Annotated in this window: 26 protein-coding genes; 15 read left to right on the top strand and 11 right to left on the bottom strand. The window is 59.7% G+C overall.

Translation table 11 applies throughout. The annotated features are described in order from the left end of the window. Nucleotides 1–39: 39 nt before the first annotated feature. Nucleotides 40–930: a LysR family transcriptional regulator gene (locus tag B3527_RS08270; protein ID WP_290478983.1), complete on the bottom strand. Its 891-nt coding sequence runs from the start codon at nucleotides 928–930 to the stop codon at nucleotides 40–42. A 95-nt stretch (nucleotides 931–1,025) separates the two neighbouring features. Here B3527_RS08270 and B3527_RS08265 point away from each other — a divergent pair, with 95 nt between their 5' ends. Continuing rightward, nucleotides 1,026–1,382 (top strand): cupin domain-containing protein, encoded by a 357-nt coding sequence (locus B3527_RS08265; RefSeq protein ID WP_206992658.1) that lies wholly within the window; start codon nucleotides 1,026–1,028, stop codon nucleotides 1,380–1,382. A 65-nt stretch (nucleotides 1,383–1,447) separates the two neighbouring features. Here B3527_RS08265 and B3527_RS08260 read toward each other — a convergent pair whose 3' ends face one another. Continuing rightward, on the bottom strand, nucleotides 1,448–2,053 hold the full coding sequence (locus tag B3527_RS08260) for a TetR/AcrR family transcriptional regulator (protein ID WP_290478984.1): 606 nt from the start codon (nucleotides 2,051–2,053) through the stop codon (nucleotides 1,448–1,450). A gap of 68 nt (nucleotides 2,054–2,121) precedes the next feature. On the opposite strand from B3527_RS08260, the gene B3527_RS08255 reads away from it, so the two are divergent. After that, on the top strand, nucleotides 2,122–2,979 hold the full coding sequence (locus tag B3527_RS08255) for a metal-dependent hydrolase (protein ID WP_290478985.1): 858 nt from the start codon (nucleotides 2,122–2,124) through the stop codon (nucleotides 2,977–2,979). A 4-nt stretch (nucleotides 2,980–2,983) separates the two neighbouring features. On the opposite strand, the gene B3527_RS08250 is transcribed toward B3527_RS08255, so the two are convergent. Continuing rightward, nucleotides 2,984–3,586 (bottom strand): TetR/AcrR family transcriptional regulator, encoded by a 603-nt coding sequence (locus B3527_RS08250; RefSeq protein ID WP_290478986.1) that lies wholly within the window; start codon nucleotides 3,584–3,586, stop codon nucleotides 2,984–2,986. A 157-nt stretch (nucleotides 3,587–3,743) separates the two neighbouring features. Here B3527_RS08250 and B3527_RS08245 point away from each other — a divergent pair, with 157 nt between their 5' ends. The 3 genes from B3527_RS08245 to B3527_RS08235 all read left to right on the top strand — a co-directional run bounded on the left by B3527_RS08245 (nucleotide 3,744) and on the right by B3527_RS08235 (nucleotide 5,371). Next, nucleotides 3,744–4,298 (top strand): carboxymuconolactone decarboxylase family protein, encoded by a 555-nt coding sequence (locus B3527_RS08245; RefSeq protein WP_206992654.1) that lies wholly within the window; start codon nucleotides 3,744–3,746, stop codon nucleotides 4,296–4,298. A gap of 104 nt (nucleotides 4,299–4,402) precedes the next feature. Next, nucleotides 4,403–4,888, top strand: a complete 486-nt coding sequence (locus B3527_RS08240) for a flavodoxin family protein (protein WP_206992653.1) — start codon at nucleotides 4,403–4,405, stop codon at nucleotides 4,886–4,888. A 120-nt stretch (nucleotides 4,889–5,008) separates the two neighbouring features. Continuing rightward, nucleotides 5,009–5,371 carry a hypothetical protein gene (locus B3527_RS08235; RefSeq protein ID WP_290478987.1) on the top strand — a complete coding sequence of 121 codons (363 nt, stop codon included), beginning with the start codon at nucleotides 5,009–5,011 and terminating at the stop codon, nucleotides 5,369–5,371. Between the two features lie 138 nt (nucleotides 5,372–5,509). Here the strand turns inward: B3527_RS08235 and B3527_RS08230 are convergent, their stop codons facing one another. The 5 genes from B3527_RS08230 to B3527_RS08210 all read right to left on the bottom strand — a co-directional run bounded on the left by B3527_RS08230 (nucleotide 5,510) and on the right by B3527_RS08210 (nucleotide 9,891). Continuing rightward, nucleotides 5,510–5,947 (bottom strand): FKBP-type peptidyl-prolyl cis-trans isomerase, encoded by a 438-nt coding sequence (locus B3527_RS08230; RefSeq protein ID WP_034813971.1) that lies wholly within the window; start codon nucleotides 5,945–5,947, stop codon nucleotides 5,510–5,512. Between the two features lie 152 nt (nucleotides 5,948–6,099). Continuing rightward, complete coding sequence (locus B3527_RS08225) at nucleotides 6,100–7,476, bottom strand: NAD-dependent succinate-semialdehyde dehydrogenase (protein ID WP_290478988.1); 1,377 nt, start codon at nucleotides 7,474–7,476, stop codon at nucleotides 6,100–6,102. Nucleotides 7,477–7,563: 87 nt separating this feature from the next. After that, the gene (locus B3527_RS08220; RefSeq protein WP_290478989.1) at nucleotides 7,564–7,998 is read right to left on the bottom strand and encodes a DUF1801 domain-containing protein; all 435 of its coding nucleotides are present in this window, start codon (nucleotides 7,996–7,998) and stop codon (nucleotides 7,564–7,566) included. A gap of 24 nt (nucleotides 7,999–8,022) precedes the next feature. Then, entirely contained in the window at nucleotides 8,023–9,024 is a 1,002-nt protein-coding gene (locus B3527_RS08215; RefSeq protein WP_206992649.1) for a TIGR00341 family protein, read from the bottom strand. A gap of 6 nt (nucleotides 9,025–9,030) precedes the next feature. Further along, on the bottom strand, nucleotides 9,031–9,891 hold the full coding sequence (locus B3527_RS08210; protein ID WP_290478990.1) for an NAD(P)-dependent oxidoreductase: 861 nt from the start codon (nucleotides 9,889–9,891) through the stop codon (nucleotides 9,031–9,033). Nucleotides 9,892–10,023: 132 nt separating this feature from the next. On the opposite strand from B3527_RS08210, the gene B3527_RS08205 reads away from it, so the two are divergent. The 7 genes from B3527_RS08205 to B3527_RS08175 are packed head-to-tail and all read left to right on the top strand — an operon-like array spanning nucleotide 10,024 to nucleotide 17,936. Continuing rightward, nucleotides 10,024–10,713 carry a flagellar motor protein MotB gene (locus B3527_RS08205; RefSeq protein WP_290478991.1) on the top strand — a complete coding sequence of 230 codons (690 nt, stop codon included), beginning with the start codon at nucleotides 10,024–10,026 and terminating at the stop codon, nucleotides 10,711–10,713. A gap of 45 nt (nucleotides 10,714–10,758) precedes the next feature. Then, nucleotides 10,759–12,603 carry an SLC13 family permease gene (locus B3527_RS08200; RefSeq protein ID WP_290478992.1) on the top strand — a complete coding sequence of 615 codons (1,845 nt, stop codon included), beginning with the start codon at nucleotides 10,759–10,761 and terminating at the stop codon, nucleotides 12,601–12,603. A gap of 16 nt (nucleotides 12,604–12,619) precedes the next feature. Continuing rightward, entirely contained in the window at nucleotides 12,620–13,378 is a 759-nt protein-coding gene (locus B3527_RS08195) for an arginyltransferase (protein ID WP_206992646.1), read from the top strand. A 50-nt stretch (nucleotides 13,379–13,428) separates the two neighbouring features. After that, nucleotides 13,429–14,538, top strand: a complete 1,110-nt coding sequence (locus B3527_RS08190) for a TRAP transporter substrate-binding protein (protein ID WP_290478993.1) — start codon at nucleotides 13,429–13,431, stop codon at nucleotides 14,536–14,538. 18 nt (nucleotides 14,539–14,556) lie between these two features. Beyond that, the gene (locus tag B3527_RS08185) at nucleotides 14,557–15,222 is read left to right on the top strand and encodes a TRAP transporter small permease subunit (RefSeq protein WP_290478994.1); all 666 of its coding nucleotides are present in this window, start codon (nucleotides 14,557–14,559) and stop codon (nucleotides 15,220–15,222) included. After that, entirely contained in the window at nucleotides 15,212–16,798 is a 1,587-nt protein-coding gene (locus B3527_RS08180) for a TRAP transporter large permease (protein WP_290480783.1), read from the top strand. Before B3527_RS08185 ends, B3527_RS08180 begins: the two co-directional genes overlap by 11 nt. Nucleotide 16,799: 1 nt before the next feature. Continuing rightward, entirely contained in the window at nucleotides 16,800–17,936 is a 1,137-nt protein-coding gene (locus B3527_RS08175; protein ID WP_290478996.1) for a pyridoxal phosphate-dependent aminotransferase, read from the top strand. Here B3527_RS08175 and B3527_RS08170 read toward each other — a convergent pair. From B3527_RS08170 to B3527_RS08160, 3 genes are all read right to left on the bottom strand, one after another. Continuing rightward, nucleotides 17,921–18,244 carry a hypothetical protein gene (locus tag B3527_RS08170; RefSeq protein WP_290478997.1) on the bottom strand — a complete coding sequence of 108 codons (324 nt, stop codon included), beginning with the start codon at nucleotides 18,242–18,244 and terminating at the stop codon, nucleotides 17,921–17,923. The genes B3527_RS08175 and B3527_RS08170 overlap by 16 nt on opposite strands. 35 nt (nucleotides 18,245–18,279) lie before the next feature. Next, a complete protein-coding gene (locus tag B3527_RS08165) occupies nucleotides 18,280–18,843 on the bottom strand; it encodes a LemA family protein (RefSeq protein WP_206992641.1) in 564 nt (187 codons plus the stop codon). 76 nt (nucleotides 18,844–18,919) lie between these two features. Next, nucleotides 18,920–19,255, bottom strand: a complete 336-nt coding sequence (locus tag B3527_RS08160) for an ArsR/SmtB family transcription factor (protein WP_034813984.1) — start codon at nucleotides 19,253–19,255, stop codon at nucleotides 18,920–18,922. 54 nt (nucleotides 19,256–19,309) lie between these two features. Here B3527_RS08160 and B3527_RS08155 point away from each other — a divergent pair, with 54 nt between their 5' ends. The 3 genes from B3527_RS08155 to B3527_RS08145 all read left to right on the top strand — a co-directional run bounded on the left by B3527_RS08155 (nucleotide 19,310) and on the right by B3527_RS08145 (nucleotide 21,393). Then, complete coding sequence (locus B3527_RS08155) at nucleotides 19,310–19,756, top strand: SRPBCC family protein (protein ID WP_290478998.1); 447 nt, start codon at nucleotides 19,310–19,312, stop codon at nucleotides 19,754–19,756. A 78-nt stretch (nucleotides 19,757–19,834) separates the two neighbouring features. Further along, complete coding sequence (locus tag B3527_RS08150) at nucleotides 19,835–20,542, top strand: VIT1/CCC1 transporter family protein (RefSeq protein WP_371822986.1); 708 nt, start codon at nucleotides 19,835–19,837, stop codon at nucleotides 20,540–20,542. Nucleotides 20,543–20,637: 95 nt separating this feature from the next. Next, a complete protein-coding gene (locus tag B3527_RS08145; protein WP_349677877.1) occupies nucleotides 20,638–21,393 on the top strand; it encodes an SIR2 family NAD-dependent protein deacylase in 756 nt (251 codons plus the stop codon). Nucleotides 21,394–21,450 lie beyond the last annotated feature (57 nt).

Here is a 21,450-nt window from a genome sequence, read left to right as displayed (position 1 = left end):
GTCACGGTACGCAACGAATTTTCAATGCAAGTTGCCGCGTCAGATTTCTTCACGCAGGAACTGCATGAAGGCCTCCACTTTGTGAGGTACATAGCGCCTTGACGGATGAACCATCCAGGCTGCCGTTCCGAATTGATTTGCGGCGCACTCGAAATCGGGAAACAGGTCTACCAGATCACCAGCTTCCAGCTCCGGCTTGCAGAGCCAATCTGGTAGCAATGTTGGCCCCAACCCGGCCAGAGCGCATTGGGTCATCGTCAGACCATGCGAGACGAGTAGCCGTCCATTGACCGGAACTTCAAAAGCTTCGCCTGCGTCGTCACGAAACAGCCAGTGCGTGCGATATCCGGGGAGCGGAAACAGGACACACTCACGCTCTGACAAATCTCTTGGGTGAAGCAGCCCGCCATTGCGCTGGATATAAGACGGGCTCGCACAGATTTGAAATTTTCGCGGAACCAGTTTGGTAGCGCACATCTCGCCGTCCGGTTCGGGACCGAACCGAATCCCGAGATCGATCTGATCGGCGACGAGATCGACTTGTGAATCAGTCAATACCAGTTCGAGTGACAGCGCCGGATACCGGTCCATGAACTTCTTGAGAAGCGGCGCGATTACGCGCTGCCCCAGCGACGTACAGGCCGTGATCCGCAGCAGGCCCTGTGGCTCTGTCGCCAGATCCTGCGCTTTCTGCCGCGCGTGATCGAGATCTTCGATAAGGTTTCTTATCTGCTCAAAATAGCTCTGACCAGCTTCCGTCGGTGCCAGCTTTCGCCGACTTCGCTGAAATAGTCGAAATCCCAACTCTTCTTCCAGTCCGGCAATCGCGCGGGACACTGATGATGGGTCGACATCTCGGTAGCGGGCCGCATTGGCGAAACTGCCAAGCTTCATCACATCGACAAAGGTTTGAAGCGCCGTGATCTGCATGATGCAATTCCTGCATGAATATGATGCAACTGGCTAGGTTTATCTCGATAACTGCACGATCCATACTTTGCGCCTCAATGCTAGGAGCGCTTCGTATGTCAGTGAAATTTCACCATCAGTTCTTTTCGTCGCTTTCCGAGGTCATGGAAGACGTGCAACGAAATGGAACCTGGCCCACAACCTTCGTGTCTCCACCATCGGCTGGGTTGGACCCACATTGGCATTCCGAAGAAGTGCACGCCTACATCATGGAGGGGGAAACAGACTTCCTGGACGCGGGGACAGGTGTCCGCACAACCGTCGTGGCAGGCGACAAAGTCATCGTACCGGCCCGAACCCTGCACGCAGAAGGCGCGGTGAAAGATAAGGTCGTTTACATACTGGCCCTACCCGAAGCGCTGGATTCGGAGAGCTTCCTGAAAATGCGAGAACCGAACGACCTGCAATCGTAGTCCACCTTGTTGTCTGCCCGCCCGCGCTCGTGCTTCGACTTCGCTCAGCATGAGTGCTCACCTCTTTACCCCGCCAGCTTTTCGAAATAGCTCATCAGCATCTGCAGGGTCAGCTCCCGTGCGCGTTCGGGGGGCTTGTCGATCAGTGTGCCGAGGGACGGGCCGAACAGGCCGGTGCCGAGAGCGAGGGTCACGCTCATCAGGATCATGTCCTCGGCAAGCTCTGAGGGGATGCCGCCCTGCGAGATCTTTTTCTGCGCCACTTCCTGAACCGCCTCGCGCACCACGGTCAGGCGGCTGGTCTCATCCGTCAGTTCCAGCCAGGCAGCCAGCCGCGCCGCGCCGCGCGACTCCAGCGCATCAAACAAGGTCTTCAGGCCTATGGCGCGCGCCTCTGCCGGGGCATCGGCGGGGATTTCGATTGCCATGATCGCGTCCACGAGATCGGCAATCATCCGCTCCATGAGGGCCTGCTGAACGGCGTCGATGGATCCGAAATGATGCAGCACGGTGGCATTCGCCACGCCCGCCGCCTTTGCCACATCGGCCAGGCGCAGCGTCTGCGGCCCCTGTTCGACCAGCAGCGTCTCCGCCGCAGCAAGGATATTGGCGCGCGATTCCTCCGGCGTTCGACGGATTCTGGGCGAGGGTTCTTTTTTCTTTATTGACATTTTTGTCAGTAGTGTTACCTGTTGCGACAAGACGATTGCCAGTTCTGTACCAGAAAGCAGTAAACACAATGACGCGCAAACGCACCCCCGAAGACATCACCATTGAACCGCGCGACCTGCGCTTTGACATGTCCGCCGCCGATGATGGCCGCCCCTGGCTGGACGGCAACCCCGTCGCCACCGCCGTTTACAATGCCATGTCGCTGACCTTCCCGGACGGCGAACGCATGTTCATGGATGCGGTGAAAGCCTATCGCGGCGAGGTTTCGGGCAAGCTGGCCGAGGATGTGAAGGATTTCATCACGCAGGAAGCCATCCATTCGCGCGAGCATCACCTGCTGAACAACAAGATCGACCGCGAAAAATATCCCGTTGCAGAGATTGAGGCGGAGATCCTGGAGCGGGTCAATTTCGGCCGCGCCGGCGGACCGATGCGTATGCTGATGGCCACGATCTGCCTCGAGCACTTCACCTCCATGATGGCCGATCTGATGTTCGATGCCGAGATCGATGGTGTGGCGATGTTCAGCAAGACAGACCCGGCGCTGGAGCGCCTCTGGCGCTGGCATGCGATGGAAGAGACTGAGCACAAGGCCGTTGCCTACGATGTCTTTCTGGAGGTCACCAAGGGCTGGTCACCGCTGAAACGCTATTTCCGGCGCAGCCTGTCCATGCTGCTGATCACGAAACACTTCACTGCCAATATCGCCAATTTCTCCGCCAAGCTGCTGGAAGCCGACGGCTATACACGCGAAGAGGCCGACCGCGCCGTGAAGCAATTCCTCTGGAAGAAACCGGCCCTGTTCGGACGCGGCTGGAAGGTCTGGCTGTCCTGGTTCAAGCCCGGCTTCCATCCCTGGGACCATGACAATCGTCACGCCATGGATGACTGGAAAGAGGCGCTCACGCCTGTCCCGGCCGAGTGATCCGTCAACTGGCGGCCTCGCGCGCCAATTGCTCGAACGGCTCGATCAAATCATCCACAAAGGCGGTCAGCTCAGCGCCGGATAGCCCCCGTTGCAATTCAATCTGCAGGGCGGTCAGCGCAGCCTGGTAACGCCGGGCCAGCCGGGCTGTGTCCGCCGTGTGCGGCAAATCCCCGGCTTCCTTCGCCGCGCTGAATCCCGCTTCAAACTCAGCCTTCATCCGGTTCAGATAGTCCCGCGCAGGGCCTGAAATCTCTGAATCCGTCGCCGTCGCTTCCAGCAGGGTCTTGAGCAGCAGGCAAGCATGCACCCGCGCGCCGGGCGCATCTTCGGCATAGGCCTGCAGGAAGCTGGTCAGCCCCGCGAGAGGCGCGGCCGCCCCTGTCATATGCGCGCGAAAGCCAGACTGCATCTTTTCGAAATACCGCTCCATCGCCGCAAGGAACAGGGCCTGCTTGCTCTTGAACGCGGCATAGATGCTACCCGGCCGCATATTCAGGGCGTTTTCGAGATCCTTGAGCGAGGTCGCATGATAGCCCTTCGCCCAGAACAGGCGAATGGCGGCTTCCAGCGCGGCATCACGATCATAGGCAGGCATACGTGTCATGTTCTCAAGATAGGGCCGCAAACCGGTCTTGTCTCGCCTTTCCGCTCACATTTGAGTGATCGCTCAAAAAAAATCTTGGTTTCACAGCGCGGCCTCCCAGATGAGGTGGGCCCCGACGAACGGGCACACAATCATCCAATGCAAGGAGCCCCCCCGGATGACCGAATTTACTCGCCACACCGAAGACACCGCCCCCGCAGAAAGCCGCGAGATCCTCGCTGGCGCCAAGAAAAGCATGGGCATCGTCCCGAACCTCTACGCCGTCATGGCCGAGGCACCGGGCCTGCTGAAAGCCTACAAGGAACTGGGTGATCTGTTCCAGGCATCCAGCTTCGACAAGGATGAGCTGACCGTTGTCTGGCAGGCCATCAATGTCGAGCATAACTGCCACTATTGTGTCCCGGCCCACACCGCCATCGCGGGCAGCATGGGTGTCAGCCAAGACATTACTGACGCCCTGCGCAACGAAACGCCCCTGCCAAGCGACAAGCTCGAAGCGCTCCGCACCTTCACGCTCAGCGTCGTGCGCAATCGCGGCAATGTCGATGACGCCGCCGTGCAGGCTTTTCTCGATGCGGGCTACACCCAGCGCCAGATCCTCGAAGTCGTGCTGGGCGTCTCCCAGAAGACCATCTCGAACTACACCAATCATCTGGCGCAGACGCCGGTGGATGCGCCATTCGCAAAATTTGAATGGCACAAGGCCGGCTAACCCGCCGCCTTGACCTGGCCGGTGCGGTCCCCCTCCCGCACCGGCCCCTTTGTTCCTGGCCTCATGCCCCTTGCCCCACAGCCCAACGCTTGGAATGTAGGGGCATGACCAAGCTTCTCATCATCTATCATTCCCGCACCGGCGGCACGCGCCAGATGGCCGAGGCCGCCGCAGGCGCTGCACGCGACGAAACCGACACATTGCTGAAGCGGGCGGAAGACACCGGCCCAGAAGACCTGCTGACCGCTGAGGGTTATCTCTTCGCAGCGCCGGAAAACCTCGCGGCCTTGTCGGGCGAAATGAAGGAATTCTTCGACCGCTGCTACTATCCCGTCCTCGGCGAGATCGAAGGCCGGCCCTATGGCCTGATGATCTGCGCCGGTTCGGATGGCGAGAATGCAGCGCGTCAGGCGGCCCGCATTGCCACCGGATGGCGGCTGAAACAGGTCCAACCACCCCTGATCATCTGCACGCACGCCCAGACGGAAGCGGAAATCCTCGCGGAAAAGACGATGCCCGAAGAAGACCTCGCCAAATGCCGCGAGCTTGGGGCTGCCCTCGGCGCAGGGATCGAGATGGGGGTTTTCTGACATTCCCTGTGCCCGTCCAAGGCTCCTGCTATCCCCCAAACCAGCCGCACAAACCCTTGAAATTGCTGGCGATCAAAAAACTTTATCCCACCCCTCCGTGCTCGGCCTATAATGCACGTCATGACAGACCCGCGTCACGCCCGCTATTATGCCTTTGTCTGGCCACTCTTCTGGCCCTGGCTCTGGCTGAATCTGCGCCGGCTCGAAGCCTGGCAGGAGGAGACCGGGCGCACTGTGCTGCTGCGCATTGACCGCTTCGGCAACATCTACATTACGGCGATGGCGGATGCGCCCAACCCACAGCGCTATCAATACACCGCGCCGGTGATCCCGGCATGGGAGCGCCCGTTACGCTGGAGCGATCTGCCCGAAAATCTCGTCACGGGCCTGGTCCCGCTCGCAAAATGCTGTGCGGCAGCGGTGACACAGGCGAAAGCCGTCACCATCTCAGGAACCTCATCTGTTGCTCCCGACACATCCTGATACGGATGACCTGACCAAATTCAAATCGACCCAACCGGAAGGCCACCGCCTCGCCGGCCATTCCTGCTGCCTGAAACGAAAAACGGCGGACACCCACTCTGGGTACCCGCCGCTTTGAATTCGAAAACTCGGAAGAAATTAGGCAGCTTCGCCGATCTTTACCAGTTCGATGTTGAAGGTCAGGTCTTCGCCGGCCAATGGATGGTTGGCGTCCAGCGTTACAGATTCCTCTTCAACGGCAGCCACTGTCACAGGGATCACTTGCCCGTCCTGGGTCTGCATCTGAAGGCGTGAGCCAACTTCCAGCGGAATCTCCGCCGGAATATCTGCGCGAGGCACATCCTGGCGCATGGCCGGGTTCATCTGACCATAGGCGTCATCACACGCAACATTAACGGTCTTCTTGTCGCCAACGGTCATGCCCGGAATGGCAGAGTCGAGGCCAGGTATGATTTGGCCGGATCCGACTTCGAATGTCAGCGGCTCGCGCCCTTCTGAACTGTCGAATGTGGTGCCGTCATTGAGGGTGCCGGTGTAATGGATGTGTACGGTATCGCCCGTTTTCACTTGCGTCATGGTCTCGCTCCAATCGTGGTGGGTGGAATTTCAGAGGCCGCGTCGCGCGCACGGGTGCTCCGTTGAACTGAGGCCATACCTAGGGCTTCTGAGGCATATGTAAACCCGCCGAGCAGCAAATGGCCCGGCGGCGTGCCGGGCCAGTACATTGATCAGTATACGAAAACTGCTTTGACGTTGACGAATTCCTTCATGCCAAAGCCGCCATGTTCCCGGCCAAATCCGGAATCCTTCACGCCCCCAAACGGCATGTTTGGAGCGGCAATGCCAAACCCGTTGATCCTCACCATGCCGGTGTCGAAATGATTACAGGCCAGCTCAATCGCGCGGTCTTCATTGCGCGAGAAAATGCCGCCGCCAAGGCCATACCGGCTGTCATTGGCAATCCGCATCGCATCGTCATCATCCTTGGCGCGGATCACCGAAGCCACGGGACCGAACAATTCGTCGTCATAGGCGGGCTGGCCCGGCGCCACATCGGTCAACACGGTCGAGGGATAATAGGCGCCCTGCATGTCAGGGATTTCACCGCCACAGCGAATGGTCGCGCCTTTTTCAACACTGTCCTTGACCTGGTCATGCAGAGTTTCACGCAGGTCAGCGCGGGCCATTGGCCCCAGATCACTGTCTTCGGCAAACGGGTCGCCGAGCTTGATGTCCGCCATTGCCTTCACAAATTTCTCGGTGAACTCATCATAGACTTCCTCAGTCACAATGAAGCGCTTGGCGTTCACACAGGTCTCGCCATTGTTGAACAGCCGCCCTTTCACGCATGTCTCGACGGCGAGGTCCACATCGGCATCTTCCAGCACCAGATAAGCGTCGTTCGAGCCAAGCTCCAGCACAGTCTTCTTCAACGCCTTGCCGGCTTTCTCACCCACCACGCGGCCGGCGCCGTCACTGCCGGTCAGGGTCACACCGCGTACAAGGTTATTCTCGATCACGGCATCGGACTGGTCATGCGAGATCAACAGAACGGTGAAGAGATGTTTCGGCAGGCCTGCGGCTTCATAAATATCGCGCAGCATCAATCCACTGCCCGTACAGGTCTCAGCGTGCTTCAGCAGAACACCGTTGCCCGCCATTAGGTTGGAGATGGAATAGCGGATCGCCTGATAGAGCGGGAAGTTCCATGGCTGGATGCCATAGACGATGCCAATCGGGGAATAGGTCACAATGCCTTTGCGACCCGACATGATATCGCGTTCTTCACTGGCCAGCTCTTTCGGGCCGTGCTCAGCAGTATAGTCGCAAATCCCGGCGCACAGTTTCACTTCTTCCTGCCCATCGCGATAGAGCTTTCCCATCTCCTTGGTCATAAGCTCGGCATAGTCATCGACATGCTTGCGCAACTCATCGCCGATGGCCTTGATGACTTTCGCGCGGTCTTCGAGACTGCGCTGGCGCCAGTCTTGGTAGGCAGCTTGGCACTGCTCGATAGCGAGCGCCATCTCGTCATCACTCATGCGGGGATAGGTCTTCAGCGTCTCGCCGGTGGCCGGGTTGATCGTCTTGAGAAGGTCGGTCATGCAGGGGGATCTCCAATCTTGCTTTCACAAGTTAAACGACCCGCCCCGCTGGCAGTTCCGATCACATTCCCGTTAGATACAGCCAGATTATTCCGGCCACGTATCGTAATTCTCTTTCATGTAAGAGAATCCATCCTCGACGATCTCGCGCAGAACCTCCATGTCGACGTCAGCGAGCTTGTTGATGTAAAGACAGCTCTTGCCGACCTTGTGCTTGCCCAGCCGGGCGAGCTTGTCGCTCATATCGCGATATCCCGGCATGATATACAGGACGAGATTGGCTTTGCGCGGCGAGAATCCGGTGATCAGCATGTCGCCTTCGCGACCGCTGTCATACTTGTAATGATAGCGGCCATACCCCACCAGGCTCGGTCCCCACATCCGGGGTGTATAGCCCGTGACTTCCTCGAACCAGCCCAGCAATTTTTCGCCATCAGCGCGGCGCGTGGGATGCTCGACCGCCGCGACGAATTCCGCTGGCGAAACTGGGGTCGGCTTGGTCTTGTTGTCCGATTTGGCCATGTGCCCCTCCCTGACCGGACGAGCCTAGCCGACCGACACCTCAGCGCCAAGGTCCAGCCAAAGGATCAATGCGGTGGCAGCGGCCAGCAGCAGGATCGAAAGTCCCGCATTGATCCACACGGCCCGGTCGGCATTCTTCTGGTCTATCCAGGCACGCGGCCGGATCTTCCGCAGCCGGAACACGATCAAGGCCGCCAGAACCAGGGCCACCACATTCAGAGACAGGAGCAAGCCTGCCCGCAATGCCAGTGTCCAGTGCCCTGCTCCCACAAAAAGACCCAGCGCCGCACCCGGCGGCAGCAAGGCAGCGGCGACCATCACGCCGACCAAAGCCGAGGCCTGCCCGCGCGTCAGGGACAGGGCCGCCGCACCACCAGCCGCCATGGCAAGAGCCAGCCCGTCCAGACGCACTTCAGCGCGTGACATCAGCTCCCGGCTTTGCAGGTCAATCTGGAGTACAAACGACAATAGCCATGCACAGACAAGCGCGATCGCGATTCCGGACCCCAGCGTGATCGAGGCCCGCTTCAGCAGTTTGAAATCGCCCAGCGCAGCGCCCATCGAAAAGCCAAGTACCGGCCCCAACAGAGGCGCGATCACCATGGCGCCGATCACAGCGGCGATGCCGTCAGAGTTCAGGCCAATCGCCGCCACAATGGTCGACAGCACGACCATGATGATGAAATCCCGGTCCAGCCGCGCGCCCGTGGAGACATCGGAATAGATCTCTTCCCGCGTCGCCTGAACCCGTTTGTCGGCCTTCTGGTCCGTCGCCTCTTCAATGTTTGGCGCAGTCGCCTCCACCGGAAGCACGGTGATCCGGAAATCATCGCACGTATCCAGCGCGGTCTGGATATTGTCGATCAGTGACTGGCCACTGCCTTCCCGCATGAAGACAGAGATCAGCTTGCGATCCTTGCGCTCAGTATCCTGAACATAATAATCGATCGGGTCGGCCGCTTTCACCGCCCGGATTACGGTATCGTAGCGTTCGTCATTCGGCAGGTGAACTTCCAACAGGCGCATGATTATCTACCCGCGATTCAAGCGTGCGATCAGGCTGGACGTGTCCCAGCGCTGGCCACCCATGGCCTGAACATCTGCGTAATACTGGTCGACCGTCGCCGTCAGCGGCAGGCTCGCCCCATTCTCCCGCGCGGCTTCCAAAGTGATACGCAAATCCTTGCGCATCCAATCGACCGCGAAGCCGTGTTCGAAGTGGCCTTCGACCATTGTTTTCCAGCGGTTCTCCATTTGCCAGCTCTGGGCGGCCCCGCCGCTAATCGCTGCGATCACTTTCTCCGCGTCGAGCCCGGCCTTCTCGGCAAAGTGCAGGCCCTCCGACAAGCCCTGGACGATGCCAGCAATACATATCTGGTTGACCGATTTGGCCAGCTGGCCCGCGCCACTCTCACCGATCAGCGTCATATTCTTGCCGTAGGCCGCCATCACCGGTTCGGCAGAATTGAATGCCTTCTCTTCGCCGCCACACATGATGGTCAGCTTGCCATTGACCGCACCGGCCTCGCCGCCGCTGATCGGCGCATCCAGAAAGCGCGCGCCCTTCATACGGCAGCGCTCATCCAGTTCGCGCGCAAGATCCGCTGACGCCGTTGTATGGTCTACCACGATCATGCCCGCGCCGAGGCTGGGCTCCAACTGGTCGAAGACGGCACGAACATCCGGATCATCGCCCAGGCACAGGAAAACATATTCAGCGCCGAAAGCTGCGGCCGCCGGGTCCTTTGCGACCTCGCCCTTGTGCTGGGCGGTCCAATCCAGGCTCTTGGTCTCTGTCCGGTTCCAGACAGTCACTTGATGGCCCTTGGCCGCCAGATGCCCCGCCATATGGAAGCCCATCACCCCCAAGCCAAGAAACGCCGTTTTCGCCATGCCAGATCTCCGTGTGTCCTGCGGACCCAATTAGATTGAATTTCAGGGAAATCACACCCTTTGTTCTCAACGCCCATAAACCAAGCCCTGCTACAAACCGGGTTCCTGTCAGAATGAAGGAACACGAAGCGCATGGCGATTGCCACCACTCATACGCAACGCTTTCCGGGCAGAAGGCCCGCTGCGCCCCGTCGCAAGATGGGGACATGGAAGATGGCTTATGCCGACTTCCTGACCGCGCTGATGGCCTTTTTCCTTATGCTCTGGCTGGTCAGTGGCGTCTCCCCGGATTCGCGGAGCATGATCGCCGACTACTTCACAGGCAAAGACACGGCCGCCGCAAACGGTCCGCTGGTGGAAATTCGCCAGTCCGAGACGTTTCGCCTTTACGAGACGCTGCGAACAGACGAGTCGCTCGCGGCCGCCGGAAACAATCTGCAACTGATTCAGGCACCAGACGGCATTCGTCTCAACCTGGTTGATACCGATGCCCGCCCCTTGTTTGCCAGCGAAAGCGGCGCCCTGACCGAAGCGGGCGAAGCGCTGACCCTTCAGCTTGGCCAGGCCATTTCTGGCCTTGCAGGGCCAATCACCATTGAGGGCCACACGGACGCATTTCCCTCGCTGGACGCGAATCGCACCAATTGGGACATCTCTTCGGAGCGCGCGAATGCTGCGCGGCGCATCCTCGCCTCGGCAGGCGTTTCCACTGATCGTGTACGCGCCGTAACAGGTTTGGCCGACACCAGACCTCTCAATCCGGGTGAACCGCACTTGTCAGCCAATCGCCGGATAAGCATATTGCTACATTCTGACGGCTAGTCGTTCTGGCGACGTGTCGGGGCGTGCTGATGAACCGGAGCCGTAATGCTATCTGAATTCGTCCAAACTTGGCCGATGTGGGCGAGCCTCGCCATCGTCTGCGCCGCGATCACGTTCTACATGCTCGACCGGTGGTCGATGGAGTTCGTGTCGGTTTGCGTGATGGCAGCCCTGCTGCTGGTTTTCATCATTCCCGGTGCACGCGGGGTCGACGGCGAAGCCATCAGCGCGGCAGACCTGTTGTCAGGCTTTGGCAACCCGGCCCTCATCACCATCATGGCATTGCTCGTGGTCGGCCAGGGACTGTTCCAGACCGGAGCGCTGGAAGGGCCGACCAAGGCCTTGCTCGCGGGATATGACAAGCGGCCCGTCTCAACTCTGATTCTGGCCTTCCTTGCGGTCTTCGTGACCAGCGCATTCGTCAACAACACGCCCATCGTCATCATGTTCCTGCCCGTGATGACCGCCATCGCCATGCGTATGAACGCGCCGCAGTCGCGCCTGATGATGCCGCTTAGCTTTGCGTCGATCTTCGCCGGCATGACCACGCTGATCGGTACATCGACAAACCTGCTGGCGGCCGAATCCTATGACCGGATCACCGGCCAGCAACTCGGTTTCTTCGACCAGACCCCTATGGGCCTGATCCTTGCGGCCGCCGGCCTGCTTTACATCCTGATCTTTTCCAAATTCCTGTTGCCGAACCGGCGCGGTCTTTCCGATGACATCGTCCAGCCCTCCGGCAAACAATTCGTCGCGCAGATCGAAGTGACACATGGCCATTTCCTGCTTGGCAAGAAACCGGTCGCAGGCATGTTCGCTGACTTGCCCGACATGACCGTCCGCATGATCCAGCGTGGCGAACGGGCGATCCTGCCGCCCTATGAGGATATCAGCCTGCAAGTTGGAGATCTGGTCATCATTGCCGCGACACGCGCCGCGCTCCAGAACGTGCTGGCGCGCCAACCGGATTTCCTGCAGCAGGTCTGGCAGGCGTCAGGCGCTGACCTTGAGGATTTCTCGCGCCCCGGCTCGCTGGCCCTCACCGAGGCCGTCATCGCCCCCGGCTCGCGCATGGTGGGCCGGACGGTCGAAATGCTCGGCTTTCGCCGCCTGACCCGCGCCGTGACGCTTGGTATCCAGCGCCGCAGCCGAATGATTCGGACGAAGCTTGGCGAAATCCGGCTGGAATCCGGTGATACGCTGCTTTTGTGTGGCCCGGTCGAAGCGTTTCGTGAGCTGCGCTCAAGCCGCGATCTGATCCTTCTGGAATGGTCCCAAACCGAAATCCCGCTCACGACCAAAGCGCTGGCAGCGCGCGTGATTGCCATCTCCATGGTGATCCTCGCGGCGACGGGCTTTGTGTCGATCCTGCACGCATCCGTTCTGGCCGCCGTCGCCATGCTGATCGCGGGCTGCCTGAACACACGCCAAGCCAGCCGGGCACTCGATCTGCGCATTTTTCTCGTGATTGGTGCGGCGCTGGCCATGGGCATGGCCCTGGAAAAGACCGGCGCGGCTGACCTGATCGCCCATTCGGTCGTCAATCTGGCTTCGCCCTATGGCACGCTGGCCGTCCTGTCGGCGATCTTTCTCGCGGTCGCCTTGCTGACTAATCTCCTGTCTAATGCGGCGACAGCCATCCTGTTTTCGCCAATCGCCTTGTCAGCCGCCGCGGAGCTGAAGGTCGAAGAACCGTTACCCTTCCTGCTGGCCGTTATTTATGGCGCCAATTGCTGCTTCGCGACGCCGATTGCGTACCAGACCAACATGCTGGTCATGGGTCCCGGGCACTACAAGTTCGGGGACTTCATGAAGTTCGGCGGGCCGTTGGTGATCATACTTTGGGTCGTCTTTACCATATTCGCCCCTTGGCGGTTCGATTTGTAAGTGTATCGTCGCACTTATGAAGTTCACTGACTCCCAGATCCTGCCCCCGGGGCTCGAGCGCTCGCTTCGGTTCTACGTGACCAATCCGAGCCCTTGCCCCTATCTGCCGGGCAAGAAAGAGCGGAAAGCGTTCACGAATCTGGCCATCGGGGAAGCAGATCTCGTCCACAACTCCTTGAGCCAGGCCGGGTTTCGGCGCAGTCAGACGATCGCATATCGCCCGGCTTGCCCGCGCTGCAATGCCTGTCGCAGCGTGCGCGTGCCGACGCGGGATTTCGAACTGTCGCGCAATGACCGGCGCACCCTGAACCGCAATGCCTCTCTGATCCGCCGCCCGGTCGAGGCCCAGCCGAGCCGCGAGCAATACCGGCTGCTGAAATCCTATGTGAAAACCCGTCATGATGGTGCCGGCATGTCCGACATGTCTTATCGGGATTACAGCGCCATGGTTGGCGGCAGCCCGGTGCAAAGCCTGATCTTCGAATATCGCGATGGCGTGGAAGAGGACGCGCCTCTGGTCGCCGCCTCGATCACGGATGTGCTCCGGGATGGCTTTTCGATGGTCTACACGTTCTTTGATCCGGAGCTGACCTCGAGGGGACTCGGCCATTACCTCATCCTCGATCACATTTTGCACGCGCAGGATCTGGGCCTGCCGCACGTGTATCTTGGCTACTGGGTGAAGGGCAGCCAGAAGATGGACTACAAGCGGCGCTACAAGCCGCTCGAAGTGCTTGATGGCGACGTGTGGCGTCCGCTGGGCGACGATGAATGACACGGTTTAGCCTTTAGCCCGGCCAAGACCGGGGAGGCATGGGGAGATAGATGATCCATAGACGCAACCTGCTGGGTGCAGGCGCACTCGGCCTTGCCGGCGCGGCTGCTGCTTTTGCCAATCCCGAAAAGGCGGCCGATCTCACTGCGCCGGCTATTGCGCGCAATCGACGCCGATTCAACATGGTCACCACTTGGCCCAAGGGCCTGCCGGGGCTTGGCGAAGCGGCCGAGCGCGTTGCCCAGCGCATCCAGCAAATGTCCGAAGGCCTGATGGAAGTGAAGGTCTATGCGGCCGGCGAACTCGTCCCGCCTTTTGAGTGCTTCGATGCCGTCTCGAATGGCTCGGCCGATATGTATCATGGCGCCGAATACTACTGGACGGCCAAGTCCAGCGCCTATCCGTTTTTCACCGCTGTTCCCTTCGGTATGACCGCACAGGAACTTATGGGCTGGATTGATTTCGGCGGCGGCCAGAAATTATGGGATGAATTGTCAACCCAGTTCGGAATCAAATCCATCCAGACCGCAAATACCGGCCATCAGATGGGCGGCTGGTTCCGCAAGGAAATCAACACGCTGGATGATCTTGTCGGACTCAAGATGCGCATTCCGGGTCAGGGCGGCGACGTCCTGCGTGCACTGGGCGGCTCCTCGGTCGCACTGCCGGGCGGGGAAATCTATCAATCCCTGCAAACCGGAGCGATCGACGCGACGGAATGGGTTGGCCCCTGGAACGACTATTATCTCGGCTTTCACCGCGAGGCGCCATACTACTACGGACCCGGTTTCCACGAACCGGGCGCAAGTCTCGCAGTTGGCATGAACCTCCGCGTCTGGGACGGTCTCACGCTTGGCGAACAACAGATCATCAAGGCCGCCTGCGAGAGCGTGAATCACACATCGCTTGGCGAGTTCACCTACCAGAATGCGGTCCATCTGGACCTGCTTAAACGCGAACATGGCGTCCAGATGCGCAGCTTTCCAGACGAAGTCGTCAGCCGTATGGCCGAAGCCGCCTGGGATGTCCGCGCGGCCTCCGGAAGGGATGGGATCGAGAAGCGTATCTATGAGAGTTTCGAGGCAGGCTTGAAGTTGATGCGTGGCTGGGCCGACGTGTCCGAAGGGCCGTACTACGCCGCCCGCAATTCGAACAAATAGGCCGGGGGCGGGCTGGGTATGTCTCCGGAGATCTTCCTCACCCTTGGCGGGGCATTGAAATGGCTGGGGCTTGCCCTGTCGCCGTTGCTCTTGCTGCCACTGATCGTCACGATCTGGCCAGACCCAGTCGGGCGGATCGCCAAATGGTTGAGCGCGCGCATTGATGCGGTCTCTGGCTGGGCGCTTGGCGGCGCGATCGCCGGCGCGATCATTCTTGTGGGCGCACAATTGCTGGTTGTGCTGCTGCGCTATGCCTTTGGCCTCTCATTCACCTGGTTGAACGAGATCGTGATCTATGCCTTCGCCGCCATGTTCATGCTCGGCTCGGCCTCAGCTCTTCGAGACGATGCGCATGTGCGGGTCGATATTCTCAGGCCCCGCTTTGGCGCGCGCAGGCGCAACTGGATCGAATTGGCGGGCATATATCTGTTCCTCTTCCCCATCTGCATCCGCCTGCTGGCGATGACTGAACAAGGCCTTGCCCGCAGTTGGGCGCTGTTCGAAGGCTCGCGGGAATCCGATGGCTTGCCCCTGCTCTTCCTGTTCAAGACGCTGTTGCCAGCCTTTGCCGTGCTGATGCTGGTTCAGGGCTTGTCAGAAGCGCTGAAAGCCGCTCTGCGCCTGACCGGAAAGCTGGAAGATGTGGCCGAGGAAGAGCCCCATGGAGGCGTCCATGGAACTTGAAGTCATCCTGGCCCTCTCCATGTTCGTCTGCGCCATTTTCGCACTATTGGCAGGGTATCAGGTCGCGCTGACGCTTGGCGGCATAGCGTTGCTGTTCGCTCTGGTCGGAATTGGTCTTGGCGTGTTCGACGAGGCATTCTTGCGCAATCTGCCGAGCCGCATAATGGGCGGCTCGATCATGCAGAACCAGACCCTGATCGCGGTTCCACTTTTTGTGTTGATGGGCGTTATCCTGGAGCGCTCGCGTGTCGCGGAGGACCTGCTCCATATTGCCAGCCGTCTGTTGGGGAAGGTGCGCGGCGGGCTCGGCTATGCCGTGGTGCTGGTAGGCGCCTTGCTGGCGGCATCCACAGGCATTGTCGGCGCGACGGTCATCACCATGACGCTGATTGCCCTGCCCACCATGATCCGGCAGGGCTACGACCCGCGTCTCGCCACCGGCACGATTGCCGCCTCAGGCACGCTGGGCCAGATCATCCCGCCTTCCATTGTGCTCATCCTGCTGGCCGATGCGATTTCGAACGCCGCCAGCCAAGCGAGCCAGGCCACTGGCTCTGCCGGTTCTTTTGTCGTGTCGGTCGGAGACCTGTTCGCCGGCGCGCTGATTCCGGGCTTCCTGCTGGTGGGCCTCTATCTCGGCTGGATCGCACTGACCGCCATTCGCCACCCGGAGCGCTGCCCGCCGGTACAGGATGATGACAGTCCGCCGCTAACCACGAAGGAAGTTGCTTTCGGGCTCGGCGCGCCGCTCCTGTTGATCGTGGCCGTGCTCGGCGCCATCCTTGGCGGGGTGGCCCCACCCACCGAAGCCGCCGCCATTGGCGTGGCTGGTGCCGTCCTGCTCGCAGGCCTGCGCCTTGCCGATGACGATCATGAGCGCCGCATCACATGGCTGCTCATGGCGGGCCTCGGCAGTGTCATCGCGATCATTATGCTCCGAAACCTGTTTGATCTGCGCACCGGCGTCGCCACGATTGGCCGCACGAACGAGATTGGCATCCTTCTGACGATCCTCGCCTCAATCGTCTTCTTTGCCGGGGTCGCCACCGGTCTCGTTGTGCTGCGCCGGATGCGCCAGCTTCTACCCGCCCTCAAAAGCGCGACGCAGATCACCAGCATGGTGTTCCTGATCCTGATCGGCGCGTCGCTGTTCAGTCTCGTCTTCCGCGGCTATGGTGGCGACGACATCGTGGCGGACATCCTGCATTCGATGCCGGGTGGCAAATGGGGCGCGCTGGTGATGACCATGATCGTCATGTTCATCCTCGGATTCTTCCTCGACTTCATCGAGATCGTCTTCGTGGTCGTGCCACTGGTCGCGCCACCGCTGATCATCCTCGGCTTTGATCCCGTCTGGTTGGCCATCCTGATGGCGCTGAACCTGCAAACCAGCTTCCTGACGCCGCCCTTTGGCTTTGCCCTGTTCTATCTGCGCGGCGCGGCCCCGGCGAGCATCAAGACCTTGCAGATATGGCAGGGTGCGGTGCCCTTCATCATGCTTCAGCTTCTGTTGATCGGACTGGTTGCCGCAATTCCCGCCTTGGCAACCTGGTTGCCGGCGGCTATCGCCCGATAGTATGGGACAAGACATTGATCCGTTTCGCGCGATTTCGGTCAGCAAACGCGCACATGATTTGAAGACCGAGGGCCGCCGCATCCTGCATATGGAGTTCGGCCAACCCTCAACGCCTGCGCCCAGAGGCGCGATCGCCCGCGCGCACGAAGTACTGGATACAGACCCCATGGGGTATTGGGAAAGCCGTCCGCTCAAGGAGCGTATTTCCCAGCACTACAGGGATGAGTATGGTGTCGATCTGACGCCGGGACGGGTGACACTGACATGCGGGGCCTCGCCCGCGCTCGTACTGGCGCTCTCAACGGCATTCAATCCGGGCGACCGGATCGCCCTCGCACGCCCCGGCTATGTGGCCTATCGCAACACATTGCGCGCGCTCAATCTCGCCCCCGTGGAAATCGCTTGCGGCGCGGACGTGCGTTACCAGCTGACGGCCGCCGCGCTGGACTCCATCGACCCAGCCCCAGCAGGCGTCATCATCGCAAGTCCCGCCAATCCAACCGGCACGATCATTCCCGAGGATGACCTTGCGGCTATCGCCGCAGTGGCCAAGGCAAAAAACATCCGTATCATCTCGGACGAGATCTATCATGGCCTCAGCTATGGGCCGGACATCCGATCCATGCTGGAGTTTGATCCGGATGCTTACATCGTAAACTCGTTTTCCAAATACTTCTCCATGCCAGCTTGGCGACTGGGCTGGCTGGTCTCGCCCAAGGATGGGGCCGCGCGGACCAGCGCCTATGTCGGAAACCTGTTTCTGACGCCGCCATCCCTGTCCCAGCATGCTGGCCTCGTGGCGATGGACAGCGCGGAGGAACTGGACAGCCATGTCGAGGTCTACCGCCGCAATCGCGAATTGATGCTTGAAGCCCTGCCGCACCTCGGGCTCGAAAAGATCGCGCCCCCGGATGGGGCGTTCTACATCTATGCCGACATCTCAAAATACACCGATGACAGCTTGGCCTTCTGTCTGAAACTGCTCGAAGATACTGGCATTGCCACGGCCCCAGGCGTCGATTTCGATCCGGTCGAAGGTCTTCGCTTCATGCGGTTTTCATTTGCGCTGTCAACGGCACAGATCGAAGAAGCGCTAGGCTTGCTGGAACCCTGGTTCGCGGCTCAACCGCAGTCATAGTCAGCTATCGCCCCGCCATCCGGCGAGCGCTGCAGAGACTGAAAAATGCATCCCTCCGGCGCAGCAGCCGTGGCGGCCTCGACCAGCGCATCTTCCGTCGGCGCTTCGGCCACGCCGAACGTGCCATCAGTCTTCACAGAGAACTTCAGCTTGAAGCCCTGACCCTCGGCCGGTGAGGCAAAGAAGCTGTAGCCGCCCCCCGCCACGGTGCGATCCGGCAGGCCGCTCCAGGTGGATGCACTCCACCCGGCAGAATTTGCGGCGCAAGCCCCAAGGACAAGCGCCGCACTGATCGTAAAATATTTCATGGTCCCACCTCCTGATCCGGAGGCAGCAGTATAGCCTAGAACTTGACTTCTGGCACCGTGGACAAGGCTTCTCGTCCTTCGACACCGACATCGAAGAATTCGCGACCTTCGAAATTGAACATGCCCGCCACGATGGACCCGGGGAATTGTTCGCGGGACGTGTTGTAGTCCTGAACAGCCGAATTGTAGAAGCGGCGCGCGGCGGCGAGCTTGTCTTCGATGGAGGACAGTTCCGACTGAAGTTCAAGGAAGTTCGTGTTCGCCTTGAGGTCCGGATAGGCTTCGGCGAGCGCAAACAGCTTGCCGAGCGATGCGGTCAGCATGCCTTCGGCCGCGGACATTTCCCCCGGTGTGCTCGCGCTTTGTGCGGCATTCCGCGCCGAAATGACGGCATCCAGAGTTTCCTTCTCATGGCTCGCATAGCCCTTCACGGTCTCCACGAGATTCGGGATCAGGTTTTGACGCTGTTTCAGCTGGACATCCACGTCCGCGAAGGCCTGATTGACCCTCTGACGCTTCATCACAAGGCCGTTGTAGATCAGAATGACAAAGCCAGCGATCGCGACGATTGCGGCCAGAACTACTAGAATGGGGCTCATCGGGCGTCCCTCCATAAGAACCAGATTTAAAAGGGGTATCCGGGCCCGGCGCAGAGTGCAAGGGACGCTGCGATGCTCACGCGACCGTTTCAGTTTCCAGATCAGTTTTCAGGCGGTCCAGCAGGGCGACCGCACCAGAAGCATAGCCCCCGATCCAGCGCTCATGAATATGTTTGATCGGCAAGGCATTGAGATAATTCCAGCGCTGGCGACCAACCCGACGCACGAGCACAAGGTCAGCTTCTTCCAGCACTCCCAGATGCTGCATCACCGTGCACCGGTTGAGCTGGCTGAACTGCGCGCAGAGGTCACCCGTCGTCTGAGGTGCATCTTTCAGCGCATCCATAATGCTCCGCCGGACCGGCGCGGCCAGCGCCCTGAAAATCAGGTCAGTTTTATCATCGCTTGACATGTTGTCTTTTTATAACATTAACTTGGATCTGGCAAGCGATAGCGGGAGGCTACGATGAACCTGAAATTCGAAGTAAGCGGGCGTATCAATCGCCCTGTCGAGGACGTGTTCGAGGCCGTCGCAGACCCCAAACAGCTATCTGGCTATTTCACTACTGGCGGTGCGAAAGGCCGACTGGAGGCTGGCGCGACGGTCATATGGGATTTCCACGACTTTCCCGGTGCCTTCCCCGTCAATGTGGTAGACGTGGAGGAAAACAAACGCATCGTCCTGGAATGGGATGGAGATGGAACAGATGGCGCCAAAACAACCGTCACCATTCGGTTCGAACCGACCGAGGATGGCCGCACCATCGTCTCCATTTCAGAAGAGGGGTGGCCGTCAACGGATCAGGGCCTGTTGAATTCCTACGGCAATTGCATGGGCTGGTCACAAATGATTTGCGCCATGAAAGCCTGGCTCGAGCATGGCATCAACCTGCGCGACGGCATGTATACATAGCGCCTCCGATCTGATCTGCGTCAAGCCGGAGGCTTGACCCCCATTCCTATTTGTCGCCTGATTTCCCGGAACCAGGAGATGATCATGGCCTCACCCTTTCCGCTCGGCGAGCATCATTACAGCCACCGCATCGGCTGGCTGCGCGCCACGGTGCTTGGCGCGAATGACGGAATACTGTCGACCGCCAGCCTGATGATCGGCGTTGCGTCCGCTGCAGCCTCCACCGGCGCGATCCTGACCGCAGGCCTTGCAGGCTTGGTGGCGGGTGCGATGTCGATGGCAGCAGGGGAGTATGTTTCTGTCTCGTCACAGGCTGACACTGAACAAGCCGACCTCGAGATCGAGCGCGCAGCGCTGCGGGACCATCCCGAAGCCGAACTGGTTGAACTTGCGCACATCTACATGAATCGCGGTGTCGAAAAGGACACCGCTTATGAGGTTGCGCGGCAGTTGACCGAAAAGGATGCGCTGGAAGCCCATGCGAGAGACGAGCTTGGCATCAACGAAATTGTAGCAGCGCGGCCCATTCAGGCAGCTGTCAGTTCTGCGCTCAGCTTTTCCGTAGGCGCGGTCCTGCCTCTGTTGGCAGCCGTGTTCTCACCGGCGGATCTGGTCACACCTGTTGTGGCGGGCGTGTCCCTGCTGGCGCTGGTCCTGCTTGGTATGGCTTCGGCCAAGGCGGGCGGCGCGGGCAAGTTCAAAGCCATTGTGAGAATCGTATTCTGGGGGGCTGCTGCCATGCTTGTCACCGGCTTGATCGGTGCAGCCTTCGGTACGGTCGTTTAGAAATTCGCGTGCTTCTTCCCAACGGCCCGTCTTTACAAATTCTTTCAAATCTTTAGCTGCTAGTGAGGGGAGGCGCAGACAGTAATGCATAGAAGATGCTCATGACGGATTCAGGCCAACTCGCACGCATGATTTCAGACGCCCGCCGGGTGATGGTATTCACCGGAGCTGGCATCTCCACCGAGAGCGGCATTCCGGATTTCCGAAGCCCTGGTGGCGTTTGGAGCAAAATGTCCCCGATCTATTTCCAGGATTTCGTCGCCTCACGCGATGCGCGCCGGGAATCCTGGCGGCGCGTATTCAGTCGCGCCGAAGGTTGGACCGGTGCCAAACCGAATGTGGGCCACTATGCCATCGCCGATCTGGTGAAGCGCGGGAAGGTTAGCTCCGTAGTCACACAGAATGTGGACAACCTGCATCAGGATTCCGGTGTGCCAGACGATCAGGTCATCGAAATACATGGCAATGCGAGCTATGCCAAATGCCTGCAATGCGGAAAACGCTACGAATTCGAGACGCTGAAGCCTCGCTGGGAACAAGACGAGGATCTGACCTGTATCTTCTGCACGGGCCTGCTTAAGAATGCGACCATCTCGTTCGGCCAATCGATGCCCGAAGACAAGATGCTGCGGGCCAGCGAGGAAGCGTTACTCTGCGACCTTGTGATCGTGCTCGGTTCGTCACTTGTGGTTTACCCGGCCTCGGCCATTCCGATGGAAGCCAAGCGCAACGGCGCGCGCATGGTGATCGTCAATCGTGAACCGACCGATCAGGACCCGTTCGCCGATCTCGTCCTTCATACCGAGATCGGCTCGCTGATGACGGACACAATGGCCTTGCTCGACCGGTAAGACATCTGCCCACGGTGTTTCCTTTCGGCCAAAATGGAATTTCAGCCACCCCGTCAA

The sequence above is a fragment of the Hyphomonas sp. UBA4505 genome (genome assembly GCF_002388685.1).
In the GTDB taxonomy this organism is placed as follows: Bacteria; Pseudomonadota; Alphaproteobacteria; order Caulobacterales; family Hyphomonadaceae; genus Hyphomonas.
Note: the sequence above shows the minus strand (reverse complement) of the source record. Positions and strands in the feature narration are given on the sequence as shown.

Bases quoted from the DNA above. Each gene is read 5' to 3' on its own strand.
- B3527_RS08220 (WP_290478989.1), bottom strand. From the start codon at position 7,998: ATGGCCAAATCGGACAACAAGACCAAGCCGACCCCAGTTTCGCCAGCG.
- B3527_RS08175 (WP_290478996.1), top strand. From the start codon at position 16,800: ATGGGACAAGACATTGATCCGTTTCGCGCGATTTCGGTCAGCAAACGC.
- B3527_RS08230 (WP_034813971.1), bottom strand. From the start codon at position 5,947: ATGACGCAAGTGAAAACGGGCGATACCGTACACATCCATTACACCGGC.
- B3527_RS08205 (WP_290478991.1), top strand. From the start codon at position 10,024: ATGGCGATTGCCACCACTCATACGCAACGCTTTCCGGGCAGAAGGCCC.
- B3527_RS08265 (WP_206992658.1), top strand. From the start codon at position 1,026: ATGTCAGTGAAATTTCACCATCAGTTCTTTTCGTCGCTTTCCGAGGTC.
- B3527_RS08145 (WP_349677877.1), top strand. From the start codon at position 20,638: ATGCTCATGACGGATTCAGGCCAACTCGCACGCATGATTTCAGACGCC.
- B3527_RS08165 (WP_206992641.1), bottom strand. From the start codon at position 18,843: ATGAGCCCCATTCTAGTAGTTCTGGCCGCAATCGTCGCGATCGCTGGC.
- B3527_RS08215 (WP_206992649.1), bottom strand. From the start codon at position 9,024: ATGCGCCTGTTGGAAGTTCACCTGCCGAATGACGAACGCTACGATACC.
- B3527_RS08200 (WP_290478992.1), top strand. From the start codon at position 10,759: ATGCTATCTGAATTCGTCCAAACTTGGCCGATGTGGGCGAGCCTCGCC.
- B3527_RS08210 (WP_290478990.1), bottom strand. From the start codon at position 9,891: ATGGCGAAAACGGCGTTTCTTGGCTTGGGGGTGATGGGCTTCCATATG.
- B3527_RS08270 (WP_290478983.1), bottom strand. From the start codon at position 930: ATGCAGATCACGGCGCTTCAAACCTTTGTCGATGTGATGAAGCTTGGC.
- B3527_RS08160 (WP_034813984.1), bottom strand. From the start codon at position 19,255: ATGTCAAGCGATGATAAAACTGACCTGATTTTCAGGGCGCTGGCCGCG.
- B3527_RS08190 (WP_290478993.1), top strand. From the start codon at position 13,429: ATGATCCATAGACGCAACCTGCTGGGTGCAGGCGCACTCGGCCTTGCC.
- B3527_RS08225 (WP_290478988.1), bottom strand. From the start codon at position 7,476: ATGACCGACCTTCTCAAGACGATCAACCCGGCCACCGGCGAGACGCTG.
- B3527_RS08195 (WP_206992646.1), top strand. From the start codon at position 12,620: ATGAAGTTCACTGACTCCCAGATCCTGCCCCCGGGGCTCGAGCGCTCG.
- B3527_RS08245 (WP_206992654.1), top strand. From the start codon at position 3,744: ATGACCGAATTTACTCGCCACACCGAAGACACCGCCCCCGCAGAAAGC.
- B3527_RS08150 (WP_371822986.1), top strand. From the start codon at position 19,835: ATGATCATGGCCTCACCCTTTCCGCTCGGCGAGCATCATTACAGCCAC.
- B3527_RS08255 (WP_290478985.1), top strand. From the start codon at position 2,122: ATGACGCGCAAACGCACCCCCGAAGACATCACCATTGAACCGCGCGAC.
- B3527_RS08235 (WP_290478987.1), top strand. From the start codon at position 5,009: ATGACAGACCCGCGTCACGCCCGCTATTATGCCTTTGTCTGGCCACTC.
- B3527_RS08170 (WP_290478997.1), bottom strand. From the start codon at position 18,244: ATGAAATATTTTACGATCAGTGCGGCGCTTGTCCTTGGGGCTTGCGCC.
- B3527_RS08185 (WP_290478994.1), top strand. From the start codon at position 14,557: ATGTCTCCGGAGATCTTCCTCACCCTTGGCGGGGCATTGAAATGGCTG.
- B3527_RS08180 (WP_290480783.1), top strand. From the start codon at position 15,212: ATGGAACTTGAAGTCATCCTGGCCCTCTCCATGTTCGTCTGCGCCATT.
- B3527_RS08260 (WP_290478984.1), bottom strand. From the start codon at position 2,053: ATGTCAATAAAGAAAAAAGAACCCTCGCCCAGAATCCGTCGAACGCCG.
- B3527_RS08155 (WP_290478998.1), top strand. From the start codon at position 19,310: ATGAACCTGAAATTCGAAGTAAGCGGGCGTATCAATCGCCCTGTCGAG.
- B3527_RS08240 (WP_206992653.1), top strand. From the start codon at position 4,403: ATGACCAAGCTTCTCATCATCTATCATTCCCGCACCGGCGGCACGCGC.
- B3527_RS08250 (WP_290478986.1), bottom strand. From the start codon at position 3,586: ATGACACGTATGCCTGCCTATGATCGTGATGCCGCGCTGGAAGCCGCC.